Raw genomic sequence first — 15,880 nt, forward strand, 5'->3', positions numbered from 1 at the left:
CAGACGGGATTGGGGTAATGAGCAAGATCGAGACGATCGGCATTGTCGGCGCAGGTCAAATGGGGGGCGGTATCGCCCACGTCTCGGCGCTGGCCGGCTACAAGGTCCTGATTCACGACATCTCGCCCGACCGGGTCGAGAAGGGCATCGCCACCATCAGCGGCAACATGGCCCGTCAGGTCGGTTCGGGAAAGCTTGAGGAGAAGGCGCGCAACGAGGCGATGGCCCGCATCTCATCGGCGTCCGCCATGGCCGATCTCGCCGCCGCCGACCTCGTCATCGAGGCGGCGACCGAGGATGAGACGGTCAAGCGCAAGATTTACGCCCAACTCTGCCCGCAGCTCAATCCGGAGGCGATTCTCGCGACCAACACCTCCTCGATCTCGATCACCCGGCTCGCCGCGCAGACCGACCGGCCTGAGCGCTTCATCGGCATACATTTCATGAACCCGGTGCCGGTGATGAAGCTGGTCGAGCTGGTGCGCGGCATCGCCACCGAGGACCAGACGTTCGAGGCCGCCAAGACCTTCGTAAACAGGCTCGACAAGACGATCACCGTTTCGGAGGATTTCCCGGCCTTCATCGTCAACCGCATCCTGTTGCCCATGATCAACGAGGCGATCTACACGCTTTATGAGGGCGTCGGCACGGTGGACGCCATCGACACCGCCATGCGGCTCGGCGCCAACCATCCGATGGGACCGCTGCAGCTGGCCGACTTCATCGGTCTCGACACCTGCCTGTCGATCATGCAGGTGCTGCATGAGGGCCTGTCGGACTCCAAGTATCGCCCCTGCCCGCTGCTGGTGAAATATGTCGAGGCCGGCTGGCTCGGCCGCAAGACCGGCCGCGGCTTCTACGACTATCGCGGCGATCATCCGGTGCCGACACGCTGAGCCGCCCGCGACTGAACGCTCTCCCAGCCGGCGTTCAGGATGCCGCCGCAAGCGGCAGCGGTGCCGCCTCGTCCTTCGAAACTTCATCGGGTGCTGCCGAAACGCAGCCGCGGCCGGCCGCCTTGGCGGCATAGCAGGCGGCATCGGCACGGGCGATGATCTCATCCACCTCGCCGCAGCAGGCGCGGATCGGCGCAAGCCCGATGCTGGCGGCGATCGAATGCGGACGGCCGTCCCAGCTGAAGCCCAGGTTGCGGATGGCTTCGATGATGCAACGCGCCGCGACCGTCGCTCGCGCCGGCGCGCCCGATTTCAGTATGACCGCGAACTCGTCGCCGCCCAGACGAGCGACGATATCTTCCGGCCCGAGCACGTTGCGGATGGCGTCGGCGACGCGCTTCAGCAGCGCATCGCCCGCCGCGTGGCCGCCAGTGTCGTTGACCGCCTTGAAGTGGTCGAGGTCGACGAACATGAACTGATGCTCGCCGCCATTCAACCGGCACCGATCGACCAACTCCTCCATCGTGCGGATGAAGCTTGGGCGGTTGGCGAGCCCGGTCAGCGCGTCATGCGCCGCGGCGTAAGCGAGCTGGCGCTGCAGGGCGCGCGCGTCGGTGAAATCCTGGAAGACGATGACGAGCCCGCAGAACTCGTCGCGGTCGTTCATGATCGGCGACACCATTTGGCGGATGCTGCAGCGCGTGTCGTCGCGCCTGATGAGCACGGCGCGGGCGTTCTGATCGCAATGATGGCGGTCGGCGGCCGAAGATCGTGTCAGGCCGATCCTCTGCCCGGTTTCCTCGTCGACCGCCCAGTAGACATCGCCGAGCACCTTGCCAAGCGCCTCGCCGCTGGCAATGCCGGTGAGCTTTTCGGCGACCGGATTCATGAAGGTGACGCGGTTCGCGGCATCGGTGCAGATCACCGCGTCGCCGATCGACTGCAGCGTCACCCTGAGCCGCTCCTTTTCGTCGGCGAGCATCGCCGCCGAGATCTTGCGCCGTTCTTCGGCCTCCTTGCGCTCCGTGATATCGGTCAAGCTGCCGATCGCCCGGATCAGCCGGCCCTCGCCGTCGCGTTCGATCGCCTTGCCGCGGTCGAGGATCCAGACCCAATGGCCGTCCTTGTGGCGCATCCGGAACTCGGCCTCGAAGAAGGCCGTCTCGCCGTCAAGATGCGCCCGGTCCGCCTCGGCGACGATTTGGCGGTCGTCCGGGTGGATCATCGTCAGCCAGCGGTCGGGGTCGCCGTCCAGCTCGCCATCGTCATAGCCCAGCATTCTGACCCAGGTTTCGGAGTAAGTCGTGCCGCCCTTGCGCATGTCGAGGCTCCAGACGCCTTGTCCGGCGCTGGTCAGTGCGAAATTCCAGCGCGTCTCGGCTTCGGCGATGCGCGCTTCGGCCTGCTTGCGCGCATCGATGTCCTCGATCTGCGACACAAGATAGAGCGGCTTGCCGGTCTCGTCTTCGCGAATGACCGAGCCCGCAAGCTGCGCCCAGACCGGAGTGCCGTCCTTCTTGAGGTAGCGCTTCTCGAAATGAAAGGAATCGATCTTTCCCTCTTTCAGCGCGATCATCGTCTCACGGCCGATCTGCAGGTCGTCGGGATGCGTGATCTGGAAGAAGGTCAGCGCCTCGATTTCCGCCCGGCTGTAGCCGAGCATCACCGCGAAGGCGGGATTGGTCTGAAGGATGCGGCCGTCAAGGCCGACGATGGCGACGCCGATCGCCGAATCTTCCATCGCGCGGCGAAAGCGCTGCTCGCTCTCGGCAATCTGCCGGCGGTCGTCGATGATCCTGCGGATGAACAGCGCCGAGACAAAGAGCGTCACGGCGGTGACGGCGACCGATATCTGTAGGCAGAACTTCAGCGCGTCCGCACCGAGCTCCAGCGCCGGCAACAGGACCGATGCCATCAGGGTGATAAGCCCTGCCGCCATCAAGGCGAGCACAGCGCGCTTGCCGGCCCGCGGACCTTTCCAACTCAACCACGCCACAATGCGATCCCACCCCATGCGCAACTGCCACAACCCTGGCGGATCGATTTTAAGGAATGGTTGTAAGCTGCGGCGGCCACGCCGCTAACCGGCAAAGCAATTGCCGGCATGATTAAGGATCGGTGTGTAATCCTACCAGCGGACGAAAAACCGTCCGCCAAGCGCGCCGAGCGCGGTGAGGAACGCGATCGCGATCGTGTACCAGGTGGCGACGAACAGCGGCGAATCGTCGAAGCAATGCGCGGCATAGAAGGTCGCCGCCAAGCCGCCCGCGAGCAGGCCCGCGACCGCGCCGGCCAGCACCGGCCGCGTCGGCGCGCCATAGCGCAGCATGCCGAGGAAGATAGCCAGGGGACCGATGCCGATCAACGGGATAAAGCTCATGCAGATCATCATGTTGGAACCCACGAGCCGCCTGCCCCAGTCCGCCTCCGGCACGACGAAAAGCTCCAGGAAGACCGCGATCATGACGAGCGCGGGCGCGGCGAGCGTCCATAGTTTCGCTCGCCTGCTCGCCGCACCGGGCGTCGACAGGGCTCGGATCAGAGCGAATGCGCTGGTCGTGAGCGCCAAGGTGAAGACGAACTTCGACATGAAGCGCATCGTATGCATGGCCGGCATGATGTCCGGGCGGGGACCGATGGTCATGAAAAAGACCATCGCCGCGACCACAACCGCCACGCCGACGGCGAGCCACCAGGCGAGGCCAAGCGGCATCGCCTTGTTGCGGGCATCGGCGTCGAGCGCCTTTATGAGGTCCTCGGTTCTCATGTCACCGTCGTCCGAACCTTTTGGCGATCGCGGCAAGGCCGCGATGCAGCGACACGCGCACCGCCGTCTCGCTGATGCCGAGCTTGACCGCCGTTTCGCCGATCGAATGGCCGTCGACCGAGATCGAGGAAACCACGGAACGCTGCGAGGGCGGCAAGCCGTCCAGGGCCCGGTTTATGTCGCGCTCGCTCACCGTCTCCGCTTCCGGCTCGGCGAACGTCTCGGCGATCTCGACCTCGATGCGACGGCCGCGCCTGCGGAATGCATCGATCAGCTTGAAGCGGGCGATCGCATAGACCCATGGCAGCACCGGCGCGTCTTCTCGCCACGTGTGCCGTTTGACGTGAATGGCCAGCAAGGTTTCCTGCACGACATCCTCGGGGTCGACCCCGCCCTGGACGATCTTGCGCCGGACGAAGCCACGAACGAGAGCGGCTATCCGGTGAAGAAAGTCGGCGTAAGCCCTTTCGTCTCCCGCGATCGCGGCCCTGAGCAGCCGGGAAAGCTCGGCCTCGTCCTTGCCGGTCACAAGAGTTTACCCCCGATGTTCGCGTCTCGGCCCTGGTTTGTTACGTGTCCGGCGAAATAATGTCCAAGCCAAAGTACCGGAAAATCACGAAAGTTTGCGGCACGGCGACCGATTGAAGCAGGCCGGAATGTTGACTATCGTAATCAGGTATTGATAGGTGCGCCTGAGCCCGAACCCCTGTCTCCAGATTTGAGGACGATGCCCATGAAAACTGCCTTTTCCATTCTTGCCGGCGCCGCCGCGCTGGCGCTCGGCCTGATTGCCGGACCGGCCATGGCGGAGGATGCAGGCATCATCGTCTACAACGCCCAGCATGAAAGCCTGGCCAAGGAATGGGCGAAGGGCTTCACCAAGGAAACCGGCATCAAGGTCACGCTGCGCAACGGCGGCGACAGCGATTTCTCCAACCAGATCGTCGCCGAGGGTGCTGCCTCGCCGGCCGACGTGTTCCTGACAGAGAATTCGCCTGCAATGGCGCTGGTCGAGGCGGCCGGCCTGTTCGCGCCGGTGGATGCCGACACCCTCGCTCAGGTTCCGCAGGAATACCAGCCTTCGAGCGGCAAATGGGTGGGCGTCGCCGCGCGCAGCACCGTCTTTGCCTACAATAAGGACAAGCTCAAGGAAGGCCAGCTGCCCAAGTCGCTGCTCGACCTTGCCGATCCGAGCTGGAAGGGCCGGTGGGCCGCCTCGCCGTCCGGCGCCGATTTCCAGGCCATCGTCAGCGCGATGCTCGAGCTCAAAGGTGAAGCCGCGACTTCCGACTGGCTGAAGGCCATGAAGGAGAACTTCACCGCCTACAAGGGCAACAATACGGTGATGAAGGCGGTCAATGCCGGGGAGATCGATGGCGGCGTGATCTACCACTACTACTATTTCGGCGACCAGGCGAAGACCGGCGAGAACAGCAAGAATGTCGGCCTGCATTATTTCAAGAACCAGGACCCGGGCGCGTTCGTGTCGATCTCTGGCGGCGGCGTGCTGGCCTCGAGCAAGCATCCGAAGGAAGCCCAGGCTTTCTTGAAGTGGGTCACCGGCAAGGCCGGCCAGGAGGTTTTGAAAACCGGGACCTCTTATGAATACGCGGTCGGCAAGGATGCCATGTCGAACCCGAAGCTCGTGCCGCTGGCCGATCTGCAGGCGCCCAAGATCGATCCGACGCACCTGAACTCGAAGAAGGTCATCGACCTGATGACGCAAGCCGGCTTGCTTTAGTCCGCGTTCGTCCTAAAAGGACAACCGACCGTGCTCCCGCCGGAATTCGCTTTCCGCGGGAGCGCTTTTGTTTTGGAGATGGCCTCGTCGATGACGATCATCTGCGTTTCCGACCGCATTCGCGGTTCATCAGATCGTCTCCAGGCGGTGCATTCCGGCTGATGTCCGCGATCGACCTCACGCATTCCGGGCCGCCGGCTGCCGCAAGACAGAGCCGGCCGTCCACGTCGTGGATTACGCTTGCGGCCGCCATCGTCTCGCTGATCGCTCTCCTGCCGCTTGCCTTCATCGTCTGGGTGGGCATCCAGACGGGATGGGACACCGTGGTGGCGCTGATCTTTCGGCCTCGCGTCGGCGCGCTCCTGGTCAACACCATCCTGCTTGTCGTCCTGGCCGTCCCGATCGCCATCGCGCTGTCGGTGGCGCTTGCCTGGCTGACCGAGCGCAGCGACCTTCCCGGCAACCGTTGGTGGTCGTGGCTGTCGGTAGCGCCGCTGGCTATCCCGGCCTTCGTCCACAGTTACGCCTGGATCAGCCTGATCCCCGGCCTGCACGGGCTCTGGGCCGGCGTGCTCGTCTCCGTCATCGCCTATTTCCCGTTCCTCTATCTGCCGATCGCAGCGGCGCTGCGCCGGCTTGACCCTGCGCTGGAAGATGCCGCCGCAGCATTGGGCCTCGGACCCTGGCGCGTCTTCGCGCGTGTCGTGCTGCCGCAGTTGAGGCTGGCCATCTGCGGCGGTTCGCTGCTGGTTGGCCTGCACCTGCTTGCCGAATACGGGCTTTATGTCTTCATCCGCTTCGATACCTTCACCACCGCGATCGTCGACCAGTTCCAGTCGACCTTCAACGGCGCGGCGGCGAACATGCTCGCCGCCGTGCTGGTCGCCTGCTGCTTCGTGCTGCTTGGCGTGGAGGTGATCGTGCGTGGTGAGGAGCGTTATGCCCGCGTCGGCTCCGGGGCGGCGCGCCAGCAGGAGCGTGTCGCCCTCGGCCGCGCCACGCTGCCTTGCTTGCTGCTGCCCGCCGGGACTGCGCTGCTCACGCTCGGCGTGCCCTTTGTGACCGTCGGCCGCTGGCTCCTTGCCGGTGGCGCCGACGTCTGGCGTTGGGACGAGATCAGCCTGGCGCTCGGCCAGACGCTGGTCCTCGCCGTCGCCGGCGCGCTGCTTGCCACGGTCGCCGCGATGCCCATGGCCTGGATCTCGATCCGTGCGCCCGGCCGCTTGCAGCGCCTACTCGAGAGCTGCAACTACATCGTCGGCTCGCTGCCGGGTGTGGTCGTCGCGCTGGCGCTGGTGACCATCACCGTACGCATCGCCTTGCCGCTCTATCAGACGCTCTTCACCATCCTTTTCGGCTATGCGCTGATGTTCCTGCCGCGCGCGCTGGTCAGCCTGCGCGCCTCGATCGCCCAGGCGCCGGTGGAACTCGAACGCGCAGCTTCGAGCCTCGGCCGCCCGCCGCTCAGGGCGCTATGGTCGACCACGATCCGGCTGTCGGCGCCGGGCGCGGCGGCCGGGATGGCGATGGTGGCGCTCGGCATCACCAATGAATTGACCGCCACGCAGATGCTGGCGCCGAACGGCACCCGCACCCTTGCGATGGCGTTCTGGTCCTACAGCGGCGAGATCGACTACGCCTCGGCCGCCCCTTACGCCTTGATCATGGTGGCGATGTCGCTGCCCATGACCTGGGTGCTCTACGTCCAGTCAAAGCGGATGGCCGGCCGATGAGCTTCCTCGAGCTCCGCGACGTAGCAAAACATTATGGCCCGGTGGCAGCACTTGCCGGCGTCGACCTCACCGTCGAAAGCGGCAGCCGCACCGCGATCGTCGGACCCTCCGGCTGCGGCAAGACCACCTTGCTGAGGCTGATCGCCGGCTTCGAGGCGCCAGACCGCGGCCGCATCGCGCTCGACGGCAAGCTGCTCGCCAATGGCGGGGCGGCGGTGCCGGCGCATCGCCGCGGCATCGGCGTGGTGGCGCAGGACGGCGCCCTCTTCCCGCATCTCACCATCGCCGACAACATCGGCTTCGGCATGCCCCGAAGCGCCGAGAAGCGCGCCGAACACATTGTCGAGCTCGCCTATATCGTCGGGCTGGACAAGGCGATCCTGAAGCGCCGTCCGCACGAGCTTTCCGGCGGCCAGCAGCAGCGTGTCGCACTTGCCCGCGCCATGGCGATGAAACCCCGGCTGATGCTCCTCGACGAGCCGTTCTCGGCGCTCGACACCGGCCTGCGCGCCTCGATGCGCAAGGCTGTGGCCGAGCTTCTGGAGGATGCGGGCATCACCACCATCTTGGTCACCCATGATCAGGCCGAGGCGCTGTCCTTCGCCAGCCAGGTAGCCGTCATGCGCGACGGCCTGTTCTCGCAAGTCGGCACGCCGCGCGAGCTCTACTTCCAGCCCAGGGACAGGATGGTTGCCGAGTTCCTCGGCGACGCCATCATCGTGCCGGCCAAGATCGCCGACGGCTTTGCCATATCGCCGCTCGGCCGCATCGCGGTCGACATCACCGAGCGGCGCGACGTCGCCCGTATCATGCTCAGGCCCGAGCAAGTGGTGCTTAAACGAACCTCCCGCGAAGGCATGTCGGGGACGCCGGACATGCTGTTCGGCGAGGTGACGGACTCCGAATTCGCCGGCTCGGTCTGCACCATCGCCGTGCGGCTGCTTAACAGCCCGGATCCGCCGGATGCGGCCGCGATCGGCAACACACCGCTCATCCTGCGCAAGACCGGCATGGACGTGCCGGAGGTCGGCGAGATCGTGCGCCTCACCGTGACCGGCAAGGCGCATGTGTTTGCCTGAAGCTGGGTCAAGAGGAGGGGCTTGTGCTGTCGAGGCGCCTGCCGCCCCGATCGAACCAGTGCAACTTCTCGGCTGTGGCGGTGATGCGCAACTTGTCGCCGGGCTTTGCCGCCGTGCGGCCGCCAACCCGTATCACGATACGATTGCCGGCGGCCGAGCAGTGCAGGAAGGTTTCCGCGCCGACCGGCTCCACGGCCTCGACCGTTGCGGACAGCATCAGCGCCCCGGATCGGTCCTCGGCATCGGCGACGAGTTCGGCGTCCTCGGGCCTGAAGCCTAGCATTGCCGCCTGCCCGCCGGGCGGGGCAAGCCCAAGCAACTTTCGTTCCAGCTCATTTGCAGAACTTTCTGTGCTCAGTGAGAGCAGGTTCATCGGCGGCGCGCCAATGAAGGACGCGACGAATGTCGAGGCCGGCTTCTCGTAAATGTCGAGAGGAGCGCCGATCTGCTCGACCAGCCCGGCATTCATGACGACAAGCATGTCGGCTAGCGTCATCGCCTCGAGCTGGTCGTGCGTGACATAGACCGAAGTGACGCCGAGCCTGCGCTGCAGGCTCTTGATCTCGACCCGCATCTGGCCGCGCAGCTTGGCGTCGAGGTTGGAGAGCGGTTCGTCGAACAGGAAGACTTTCGGATTGCGCACGATCGCCCGGCCCATGGCGACGCGCTGTCGCTGGCCGCCGGAAAGCTCGCGTGGGCGCCGGTCGAGCAGTCCCGACAATTCCAGCACCTTGGCAGTTGAACGCACTCTGCTGTCGACCTCGGCCTTCGGCGTGCCCCGATTGCGCAGGCCATAGGCCATGTTGTCGTAGACCTTCATATGCGGGTAGAGCGCGTAATTCTGGAAGACCATGGCAATGTCGCGTTCGGTCGGACCGACGGCATTGACGATCTTGCCGTCGATCGCAACCGTTCCGGACGAGATGGTCTCGAGTCCGGCGATCATCCTGAGCAACGTCGATTTGCCGCAGCCGGAGGGACCGACCAGCACGCAAAGCTGCTTGTCCGGAATGGCGATGGAAACGCCTTTCACGGCCTCGACGCCGCCGGCATAGACCTTCCTCACATCATTGAGATCAACCGTCGCCATCGCCCCTCACTTCTCGGATTCGACCAGGCCGCGCACGAACCAGCGCTGCATCAGCACCACGACAAGGATCGGCGGCACGATGGCCAGCATCGCGGTGACCATCACAAGGTGCCACTGGGTATCGGCATCGGCGAAGGAAACCATCTTTTTCAGCGCGATGACGATGGTGTTCATGTCGTTGCTGTTGGTGACCAGCAGCGGCCACAGATATTGCGTCCAGCCATAGATGAAGAGGATGACGAACAGCGCCGCGATGTTGGTGCGCGACAGCGGCAGGAGGATGTCGAAGAAGAAGCGCCACGGCCCGGCGCCATCGACGCGCGCCGCCTCGACGAGCTCGCCCGGGATGGTCATGAAGAACTGTCTGAACAATAGCGTGGCCGTGGCCGAGGCGATCAGCGGAATGATCAGACCGGCATAGGTGTCGATCATGCCGAGATCGACCATCACCTTGTAGGTCGGCAGGATGCGGACCTCGACGGGCAGCATCAGAGTGATGAAGATCAGCCAGAAGAAGGTCATGCGCAGCGGGAAACGAAAGAACACGATGGCATAAGCCGACAGGATCGAGATGAAGATCTTTCCGACCGCGACGCCGAGCGCCATGACCGTCGTGTTGAGAAGCAGCCTGCCGACGCTGACGCCGCCGATGCGCCCGACACCGCCGAACAACGCCTCGCTGTAATTGTTCCAGAGCTGGTCACCGGGCAGCAGCGGCAGGGGCGGCTTGAGGATCGTCTGCAGCGTCTGTGTCGAGGCCACGAATGTGTAGTAGATGGGAAATGCAACGATCAAAATGCCGAGAATGAGAGCGGCATGGGCGATCAGGACACGCAACGGGGACTGGCCGATCATCGCTTGCCTCAGCCGTAGTGGACTTTGCGTTCCACATAGCGGAACTGGATGGCGGTGAGCGCTATGACGATGACCATCAGGATCACCGACTGCGCCGCCGAGTCGCCGAGGATCAGGTTGACGAAGCCGTCATTGTAGACCTTGTAGACCAGCGTCTCGGTGGTCTTGCCCGGTCCGCCGCCGGTGACGGCATGGACGATGCCGAACGTGTCGAACAGGGCATAGACAGTGTTGACGACCAGCAGGAAGAAGGTCGTCGGCGCGAGCAGCGGGAAGATGATGGTCCAGAAACGCTTGGTCTCGCGGGCGCCGTCGATCGCCGCCGCCTCGATCAGCGTCTTCGGCACCGCCTGCAGCCCGGCGACGAAGAACAGGAAATTGTAGCTGATCTGCTTCCAAGCGGCGGCGGAAACCAAAAGGATCATGGCGTGACTGCCGTTGAGCAACGGGTCCCAGGCTATACCGAGACTTCTCAGCACGTAGGATAGCGAGCCGATCGAAGGGTTGAACAGGAACAGCCACAACATGCCGGCGATCGCCGGCGCCACCGCATAGGGCCAGATCATCAGCGTGCGGTAGAGCGCTTTCCCGCGCACCACTTTTTCCGCCATTACGGCGAGCAGCAACGCCACGGCCATGGCCACGATTGCGGTGGCAAGCGAAAATACCACCGTTACCTTGATCGAGTTGAGATAGGCCGGGTCGGCAAGCACTTTGCGGAAATTGGCAAACCAGACGAACTTGCTCTTCAGCCCGAATGGATCCTGCCTGAGCATGGACTGGTAGAGCGCCTGCCCGGCCGGCCAGTAGAAGAAAACCAGTGTTATGGCGAGTTGCGGCGCCACAAGCAGGTAAGGCAGAACTTTGTGGGGGAAAACGACGCGCAGGGTCAGCTTGGTTTCCTCGTCAAGCAAGGATCGCCCGCGCGGATCCGCGCGGGCGACGTTTCATCTCGGCCAGGTCTAGTTGCCCAAAGCGTCCTTGATCGCCGCGTTGCCGCGCGAGACGGCATTGTCGAGCGCCTGCTGAGCCGTTTCCTGGCCGGCCAGCATCTTCTCGAACTCCTCGTTCTGGATATCGCGCACCTGCGGCAGATTGGGCAGGCGCACACCCTTCGAATTCTCGGTCGGCGCCTTGCCGGTCATCTGCAGGATCGGTGTCTCGCGGCCCGGGTTCTTGTCGTAGAAGCCGGACTTCTTGGTCGCCTCATAGGCCGCCAGCGTCACCGGCAGGTAGCCCGACTTCTGGTGCAGATATTCCTGCACCTCGGTCTTGGAGAGATAGGCGAAGAAGGCCGCGACGCCCTTGTACTCCGCATCGGATTTGCCGCTGAAAACCCAGAGGCTTGCGCCGCCGGGCGTCGTGTTCTGCGGCGCGCCCTTGGCATCGCTGTCATACGGCAGTTGGCCGATGCCGTAGTTCATGCCCGACTTGACGATATCGCCGAGCCCGCCCGAGGACTCGGTAAAGATGCCGCATTCCCCGGCGAGGAATATCTGCTTGGCCTCGGAGGTGCGCCCGCCATATTTGAAAGTGCCATCCTTGGCGAGGTCAGCCAGCGCCTGAAAGTGGTTGACGAAAATCGGCGCATTGATCTTGAGCTCGACGTCGCCGCCGGCCAGTCCGTTCTGCTGGGTCGCCCAGGAAACATTATTCCAGGCGGCAAAATTTTCCAGATGGATCCAGGTCAGCCAGGTCGAGGTGTAGCCGCAAGGGGCCGCGCCGCTCGCCTTGATCTTCTTCGCCGCTTCCCATACCTCGTTCCAGGTCTTAGGCGGGTTGTTCACGTCGAGGCCGGCCTTCTGAAAGATGTCCTTGTTGTAGTAGAGGATCGGCGAGGAGGAATTGTAAGGGAAAGACAACATGGTGCCGTCCGGCTTCGAATAGTAGCCGACTATGCCGGGCAGATACTGGCTCTTATCGAACGTCATCCCCGCGCCCGTCAAAACTTCGGCCACGGGTTTGATCGCGCTCTCTGCCGCCATCATGACGCCGGTGCCGACATCGAACACCTGGATGATGTCCGGCGCCTGGCCGGCGCGGAACGCGGCGATGCCTGCATTCAGCGTCTCGGGATAGGTGCCCTTGAAGACCGGAACGATCTGGTAGTCGCTTTGGCTGGCGTTGAAGTCCTTCGAGATCTTGTCGACGACTTCCGCATTGGCGCCCGTCATCGCATGCCACCAGCTGATCTGCGTGACAGCGAAAGCGGACGTGGTGGAAAGCAGGGTCAAGGTAGCGGCAACACCTGCCGCGAAGCCGAAGAGCTTCATGTTTTCATCTCCCGTTGTGATTGGCGAAAGGGGGGCTTCCGCAGAAACCAGTATGTGTTGCGCATGACAATCGGACAACGGTTTTGTTATGCGTCGATGAACATCAACTGATCCTAAAATAACGTGCATCAGTCACGGCCGGGCAGATTGCTTGCCGGCTTAGGATTTGAGCGACTCCAACCATCGTGTGCGACAGCCGGCCTAACCTTATCCGCCCTTACAACCCGAGACACACGCGTCGGTTGCAGGTCCACTAATCGATTCTTCAGCCGTCGGGCCTTAAGCAATCTTAACTTGATTGATGCGGGAAGATCAGGTGGGGCCAAATGTTGACCGTCTATAATTGCATCGTGCACGAGCACGATCTGAGGTTGGTCGCGCTTGCGGCGCTCATCTGCGGAATTTCTTCTTTCTCGGCGGTCAATCTTCTTCGCCATGTCGAGCAATCGACCAGTCGAAATCGCTACGCATGGCTGTTGATTGCAGCCACGGCGACCGGATTTGGCATCTGGGCGACGCACTTCGTCGCCATGATCGCCTTCACGCCGGGAATACCCAACGCCTATAACGCGGAGCTTTCCGCCCTTTCGCTGGCTGCCTCCGTAGTTCTGACGGCGGCCGGAATGTGGATCGCCACCATCCGCGGCGGCATTGATCACTACCTTGTCGGCGGCGCCGTGCTCGGCGTCGGCATTGCCGTGATGCACTATACCGGCATGGCGGCGTTCGAGGTCCAGGGCCGGATCGTCTGGAACGAGCTGCTCGTCGCTCTTTCGCTGGCGGCGGGCGTCACGCTTGCCGCGCTTTCGCTGCTCGTCGTGCTGCGCCGCCCGTCGACGCTTACGACGATCGCTGCCGCCGTCTTGCTCACACTGGCCATCTGCACACTGCATTTTATCGCCATGGCGGCGGTCTCGATTTATCCGGACTCCTCGATAGAGATCTCAAAATTCACCATCGCGCCGATGTCGCAAGCCTTTGCCGCCGCGGCGGCAAGTCTGGTCATCCTGGTGCTCTCGGCGGCGGCGCTCCGCATCGACCTGCGCTTCCGCCGCCATCAGGCGGAAGCGCAGCGCATGCACGGCCTGGCCAACGCGGCGGTCGAGGGGCTGATCGTCTGCGACGGCAGCCGCATCGTCAGCGCCAACGACAGCATCGCGGCGCTGAGCGGCATCGCGCCCGGCACGCTGAACGTGATGACGCTTGGCGACCTCTTCGGCGAACGCATCGCCTCAGCCATCGCCGGCGGCAGCGGCCAGGCGCAGGAAGCCGAGCTGCGCAGCCAGGACGGCACCCGCATCCCCGTCGAGCTGATCGCCCGCAGCATCGACTATTGCGGCAAGCCTCACGACGTCGTCGCCGTCCGCGACATGCGCGAGCGCAAGAAGGCCGAGGACGAGATCCTTCGCCTGGCGCATTTCGATCCGCTGACCGGGCTTGCCAATCGCCGCAGCTTCACCAGCCGGCTCGAGGCCGAGATCGCCACGACGAGCGGCAAGGGAGGGCAGCTCGCGCTGATGCTTATCGACCTCGACCGCTTCAAGGAAGTCAACGACCTGTTCGGTCATGCGGCCGGCGACGCCGTGCTGCAGAGGGTGGCGCAATGCGCGTCGAGCGTGCTCCGCCATGGGCAGATGCTCGCCCGTCTCGGCGGCGACGAATTCGCCATCATCGCGCCGAACCTTCCCGACCCGCAGGCCGCCGGCCGCATCGCCGAGGCGGTGCTTTCCAAGCTGCGCCAAGAAAGCCAGTTGTCGCCCGGCGGCGAACTGGTGTCGGCCAGCATCGGCATTGCTCTTTACCCGCTGGATGCCGACGAGCAGGCGGCGCTGGTCAGCCATGCCGACACCGCGCTCTACCGCGCCAAGGCCGAGGGCAAGGACACTTATCGCTATTTCGAGGCGTCGATGGGTGCCGAGACGCGCGACAGGCGCGCCATGGAGCACGATCTGCGCCAGGCGGTTGCGCGCGGCGAGTTCCGGCTGGTCTATCAGCCGCAAAAAAAGATCAGCAGCGGCAAGATGATCGGTTTCGAGGCCTTGATCCGCTGGCATCATCCGGAGCGCGGCAACATCCCGCCGTCGGTCTTCATCCCGGTCGCGGAAGACAGCGGCGCCATCGCCCAGATCGGCGAATGGGTGCTGGCGACGGCCTGCGAGGAAGCCGTGCGCTGGAAAAATCCGCTGACCATCGCCGTCAATGTCTCGGCGGTGCAGCTCCACAACCCGAATTTCAGCCGCAAAGTGCACGAGATTCTGCTGCGTTCGGGACTTCCGGCCGGACGGCTGGAGCTTGAAGTGACCGAGACGGCGCTGATCAAGGATATGCCGCGGGCGCTGGCGACTCTGCGGCAGGTCAAGGCGCTTGGTATTCGCGTCGCGATGGACGATTTTGGAACCGGCTATTCATCGCTTTCCAACCTCCGCGCTTTCCCTTTCGACAAGATCAAGATCGACGGCTCCTTCATCAAGTCGGTCGACAGGAATGGTCAGGTCGCGGCCATCGTGCGCGCCGTGCTGGGGCTGGGGCGCGGCCTGGGCCTGCCTGTTCTGGCCGAAGGCGTCGAAACGCTGGACGAATTGCGCTTCCTCGATGCCGAGGACTGCGAGATCGGCCAGGGATACTATCTCGGCAGGCCAGGCCCGATCGAAACCTTCAGCGAGCTGACCGGCGTGCCGGCGGCCATGGATGCTGTCGAGGCCCGCGGCGGCCGCATCCTCATGCTCGAGCCCGCCGCCGCGCGCTCAGCTTGACGGACTGAGCGCGGCTTCCACCAATCGCTTGGCATCGGGGCTCGACCATTCCGCCGGGCCGTTCATATGTGCGATCAGGCAGCCTTCGCCGTCGATCAGCATCGTCACCGGCAAGCCAAGCGCCAGCCCGCGCGTCTTGGCCTCGTTGAACAGGCCCATCGTCGCATCCCGGTAGTAGCCGAGCGTCTCGATGCCGATCTCCTTCAGGAATTTTTTCGGCTTGGCGTCGTCGCCGGTGTCGACATTGACCGCGACGACCTCGAAAGTGTTGCTGCCCTTTTCCTTCTGCAATGCGTCGAGCGCCGGCATTTCGGCGCGGCAGGGCGCACACCATGTCGCCCACAGATTGAGCAGCACCGTCTTGCCGGCATGGCCGGCGATCGTCGTCGGCTTGCCATCGGGTCCGTTGAAGGCGAGGCTCTTCAGCGATTGCGGCGGATCCGCCGGCTGCAGCGCCGCGACCTGGCCGACCGCCTTTGCCGCAACCTGCTTGGCCCGTTCGGCCTTAGCCTTGCAGGCGACGTCGTCCTTGCCGGTGCCGGCGGCGGCAACCTGATCCGGCGCGTTGTTGCCAGAACCGCTCTCGCTGACATATACCGCGACCGCGCCGGCCAGCACGCCCGCCACAAGCGCGGCGAGGATGAGGCGCGGGGCCGGGAAGAACTTATTGCCGTCTGCCATTTTCTTAAAAAC

13 protein-coding genes are annotated in these 15,880 nt (G+C 64.0%); 5 read left to right on the forward strand and 8 right to left on the reverse strand.

The genetic code is table 11. The annotated features are described in order from the left end of the window. Nucleotides 1-17 precede the first annotated feature (17 nt). Nucleotides 18-896 carry a 3-hydroxybutyryl-CoA dehydrogenase gene (locus tag CK224_RS15970; RefSeq protein WP_066990182.1) on the forward strand — a complete coding sequence of 293 codons (879 nt, stop codon included), beginning with the start codon at nt 18-20 and terminating at the stop codon, nt 894-896. A gap of 34 nt (nt 897-930) precedes the next feature. Here CK224_RS15970 and CK224_RS15975 read toward each other — a convergent pair whose 3' ends face one another. From CK224_RS15975 to CK224_RS15985, 3 genes are all read right to left on the reverse strand, one after another. After that, on the reverse strand, nt 931-2,892 hold the full coding sequence (locus CK224_RS15975) for a PAS domain S-box protein (protein ID WP_245425962.1): 1,962 nt from the start codon (nt 2,890-2,892) through the stop codon (nt 931-933). 132 nt (nt 2,893-3,024) lie between these two features. Continuing rightward, nucleotides 3,025-3,663 (reverse strand): NrsF family protein, encoded by a 639-nt coding sequence (locus tag CK224_RS15980; RefSeq protein WP_095782422.1) that lies wholly within the window; start codon nt 3,661-3,663, stop codon nt 3,025-3,027. Nucleotide 3,664: 1 nt separating this feature from the next. Next, entirely contained in the window at nt 3,665-4,192 is a 528-nt protein-coding gene (locus CK224_RS15985; RefSeq protein WP_095782423.1) for a sigma-70 family RNA polymerase sigma factor, read from the reverse strand. A 204-nt stretch (nt 4,193-4,396) separates the two neighbouring features. Here CK224_RS15985 and CK224_RS15990 point away from each other — a divergent pair, with 204 nt between their 5' ends. From CK224_RS15990 to CK224_RS16000, 3 genes are all read left to right on the forward strand, one after another. Further along, entirely contained in the window at nt 4,397-5,404 is a 1,008-nt protein-coding gene (locus CK224_RS15990; protein ID WP_095782424.1) for an iron ABC transporter substrate-binding protein, read from the forward strand. 161 nt (nt 5,405-5,565) lie between these two features. After that, nucleotides 5,566-7,137 carry an iron ABC transporter permease gene (locus CK224_RS15995; RefSeq protein WP_095782425.1) on the forward strand — a complete coding sequence of 524 codons (1,572 nt, stop codon included), beginning with the start codon at nt 5,566-5,568 and terminating at the stop codon, nt 7,135-7,137. Further along, nucleotides 7,134-8,216: an ABC transporter ATP-binding protein gene (locus CK224_RS16000; RefSeq protein ID WP_095779358.1), complete on the forward strand. Its 1,083-nt coding sequence runs from the start codon at nt 7,134-7,136 to the stop codon at nt 8,214-8,216. Before CK224_RS15995 ends, CK224_RS16000 begins: the two co-directional genes overlap by 4 nt. Before the next feature lie 7 nt (nt 8,217-8,223). Here CK224_RS16000 and CK224_RS16005 read toward each other — a convergent pair whose 3' ends face one another. From CK224_RS16005 to ugpB, 4 genes are all read right to left on the reverse strand, one after another. Then, on the reverse strand, nt 8,224-9,306 hold the full coding sequence (locus CK224_RS16005) for a sn-glycerol-3-phosphate import ATP-binding protein UgpC (RefSeq protein WP_095782426.1): 1,083 nt from the start codon (nt 9,304-9,306) through the stop codon (nt 8,224-8,226). A gap of 6 nt (nt 9,307-9,312) precedes the next feature. Beyond that, a complete protein-coding gene (ugpE, locus tag CK224_RS16010) occupies nt 9,313-10,161 on the reverse strand; it encodes a sn-glycerol-3-phosphate ABC transporter permease UgpE (RefSeq protein WP_066990208.1) in 849 nt (282 codons plus the stop codon). Nucleotides 10,162-10,169: 8 nt separating this feature from the next. Continuing rightward, a complete protein-coding gene (ugpA, locus tag CK224_RS16015) occupies nt 10,170-11,054 on the reverse strand; it encodes a sn-glycerol-3-phosphate ABC transporter permease UgpA (protein ID WP_095782778.1) in 885 nt (294 codons plus the stop codon). A gap of 69 nt (nt 11,055-11,123) precedes the next feature. Continuing rightward, a complete protein-coding gene (gene ugpB, locus CK224_RS16020; protein WP_066990210.1) occupies nt 11,124-12,434 on the reverse strand; it encodes a sn-glycerol-3-phosphate ABC transporter substrate-binding protein UgpB in 1,311 nt (436 codons plus the stop codon). Nucleotides 12,435-12,760: 326 nt separating this feature from the next. Here ugpB and CK224_RS16025 point away from each other — a divergent pair, with 326 nt between their 5' ends. Beyond that, nucleotides 12,761-15,187 (forward strand): EAL domain-containing protein, encoded by a 2,427-nt coding sequence (locus tag CK224_RS16025; RefSeq protein ID WP_095782427.1) that lies wholly within the window; start codon nt 12,761-12,763, stop codon nt 15,185-15,187. On the opposite strand, the gene CK224_RS16030 is transcribed toward CK224_RS16025, so the two are convergent. After that, the gene (locus CK224_RS16030; RefSeq protein WP_095782428.1) at nt 15,179-15,868 is read right to left on the reverse strand and encodes a TlpA disulfide reductase family protein; all 690 of its coding nucleotides are present in this window, start codon (nt 15,866-15,868) and stop codon (nt 15,179-15,181) included. The two genes, CK224_RS16025 and CK224_RS16030, sit on opposite strands and share 9 nt — an antisense overlap. Between the last annotated feature and the right edge of the window lie 12 nt (nt 15,869-15,880).

Origin of the sequence: Mesorhizobium sp. WSM3862 (genome assembly GCF_002294985.1) — a bacterium.
Taxonomy (GTDB): domain Bacteria; phylum Pseudomonadota; class Alphaproteobacteria; order Rhizobiales; family Rhizobiaceae; genus Mesorhizobium.

Excerpts from the sequence above, each read along its gene's own strand:
- ugpB (WP_066990210.1), bottom strand. The coding sequence starts at position 12,434 with ATGAAGCTCTTCGGCTTCGCGGCAGGTGTTGCCGCTACCTTGACCCTG.
- CK224_RS15980 (WP_095782422.1), bottom strand. The coding sequence starts at position 3,663 with ATGAGAACCGAGGACCTCATAAAGGCGCTCGACGCCGATGCCCGCAAC.
- CK224_RS16005 (WP_095782426.1), bottom strand. The coding sequence starts at position 9,306 with ATGGCGACGGTTGATCTCAATGATGTGAGGAAGGTCTATGCCGGCGGC.
- CK224_RS15970 (WP_066990182.1), top strand. The coding sequence starts at position 18 with ATGAGCAAGATCGAGACGATCGGCATTGTCGGCGCAGGTCAAATGGGG.
- ugpE (WP_066990208.1), bottom strand. The coding sequence starts at position 10,161 with ATGATCGGCCAGTCCCCGTTGCGTGTCCTGATCGCCCATGCCGCTCTC.
- CK224_RS16025 (WP_095782427.1), top strand. The coding sequence starts at position 12,761 with ATGTTGACCGTCTATAATTGCATCGTGCACGAGCACGATCTGAGGTTG.
- CK224_RS15995 (WP_095782425.1), top strand. The coding sequence starts at position 5,566 with ATGTCCGCGATCGACCTCACGCATTCCGGGCCGCCGGCTGCCGCAAGA.
- CK224_RS16030 (WP_095782428.1), bottom strand. The coding sequence starts at position 15,868 with ATGGCAGACGGCAATAAGTTCTTCCCGGCCCCGCGCCTCATCCTCGCC.
- CK224_RS15990 (WP_095782424.1), top strand. The coding sequence starts at position 4,397 with ATGAAAACTGCCTTTTCCATTCTTGCCGGCGCCGCCGCGCTGGCGCTC.
- CK224_RS16000 (WP_095779358.1), top strand. The coding sequence starts at position 7,134 with ATGAGCTTCCTCGAGCTCCGCGACGTAGCAAAACATTATGGCCCGGTG.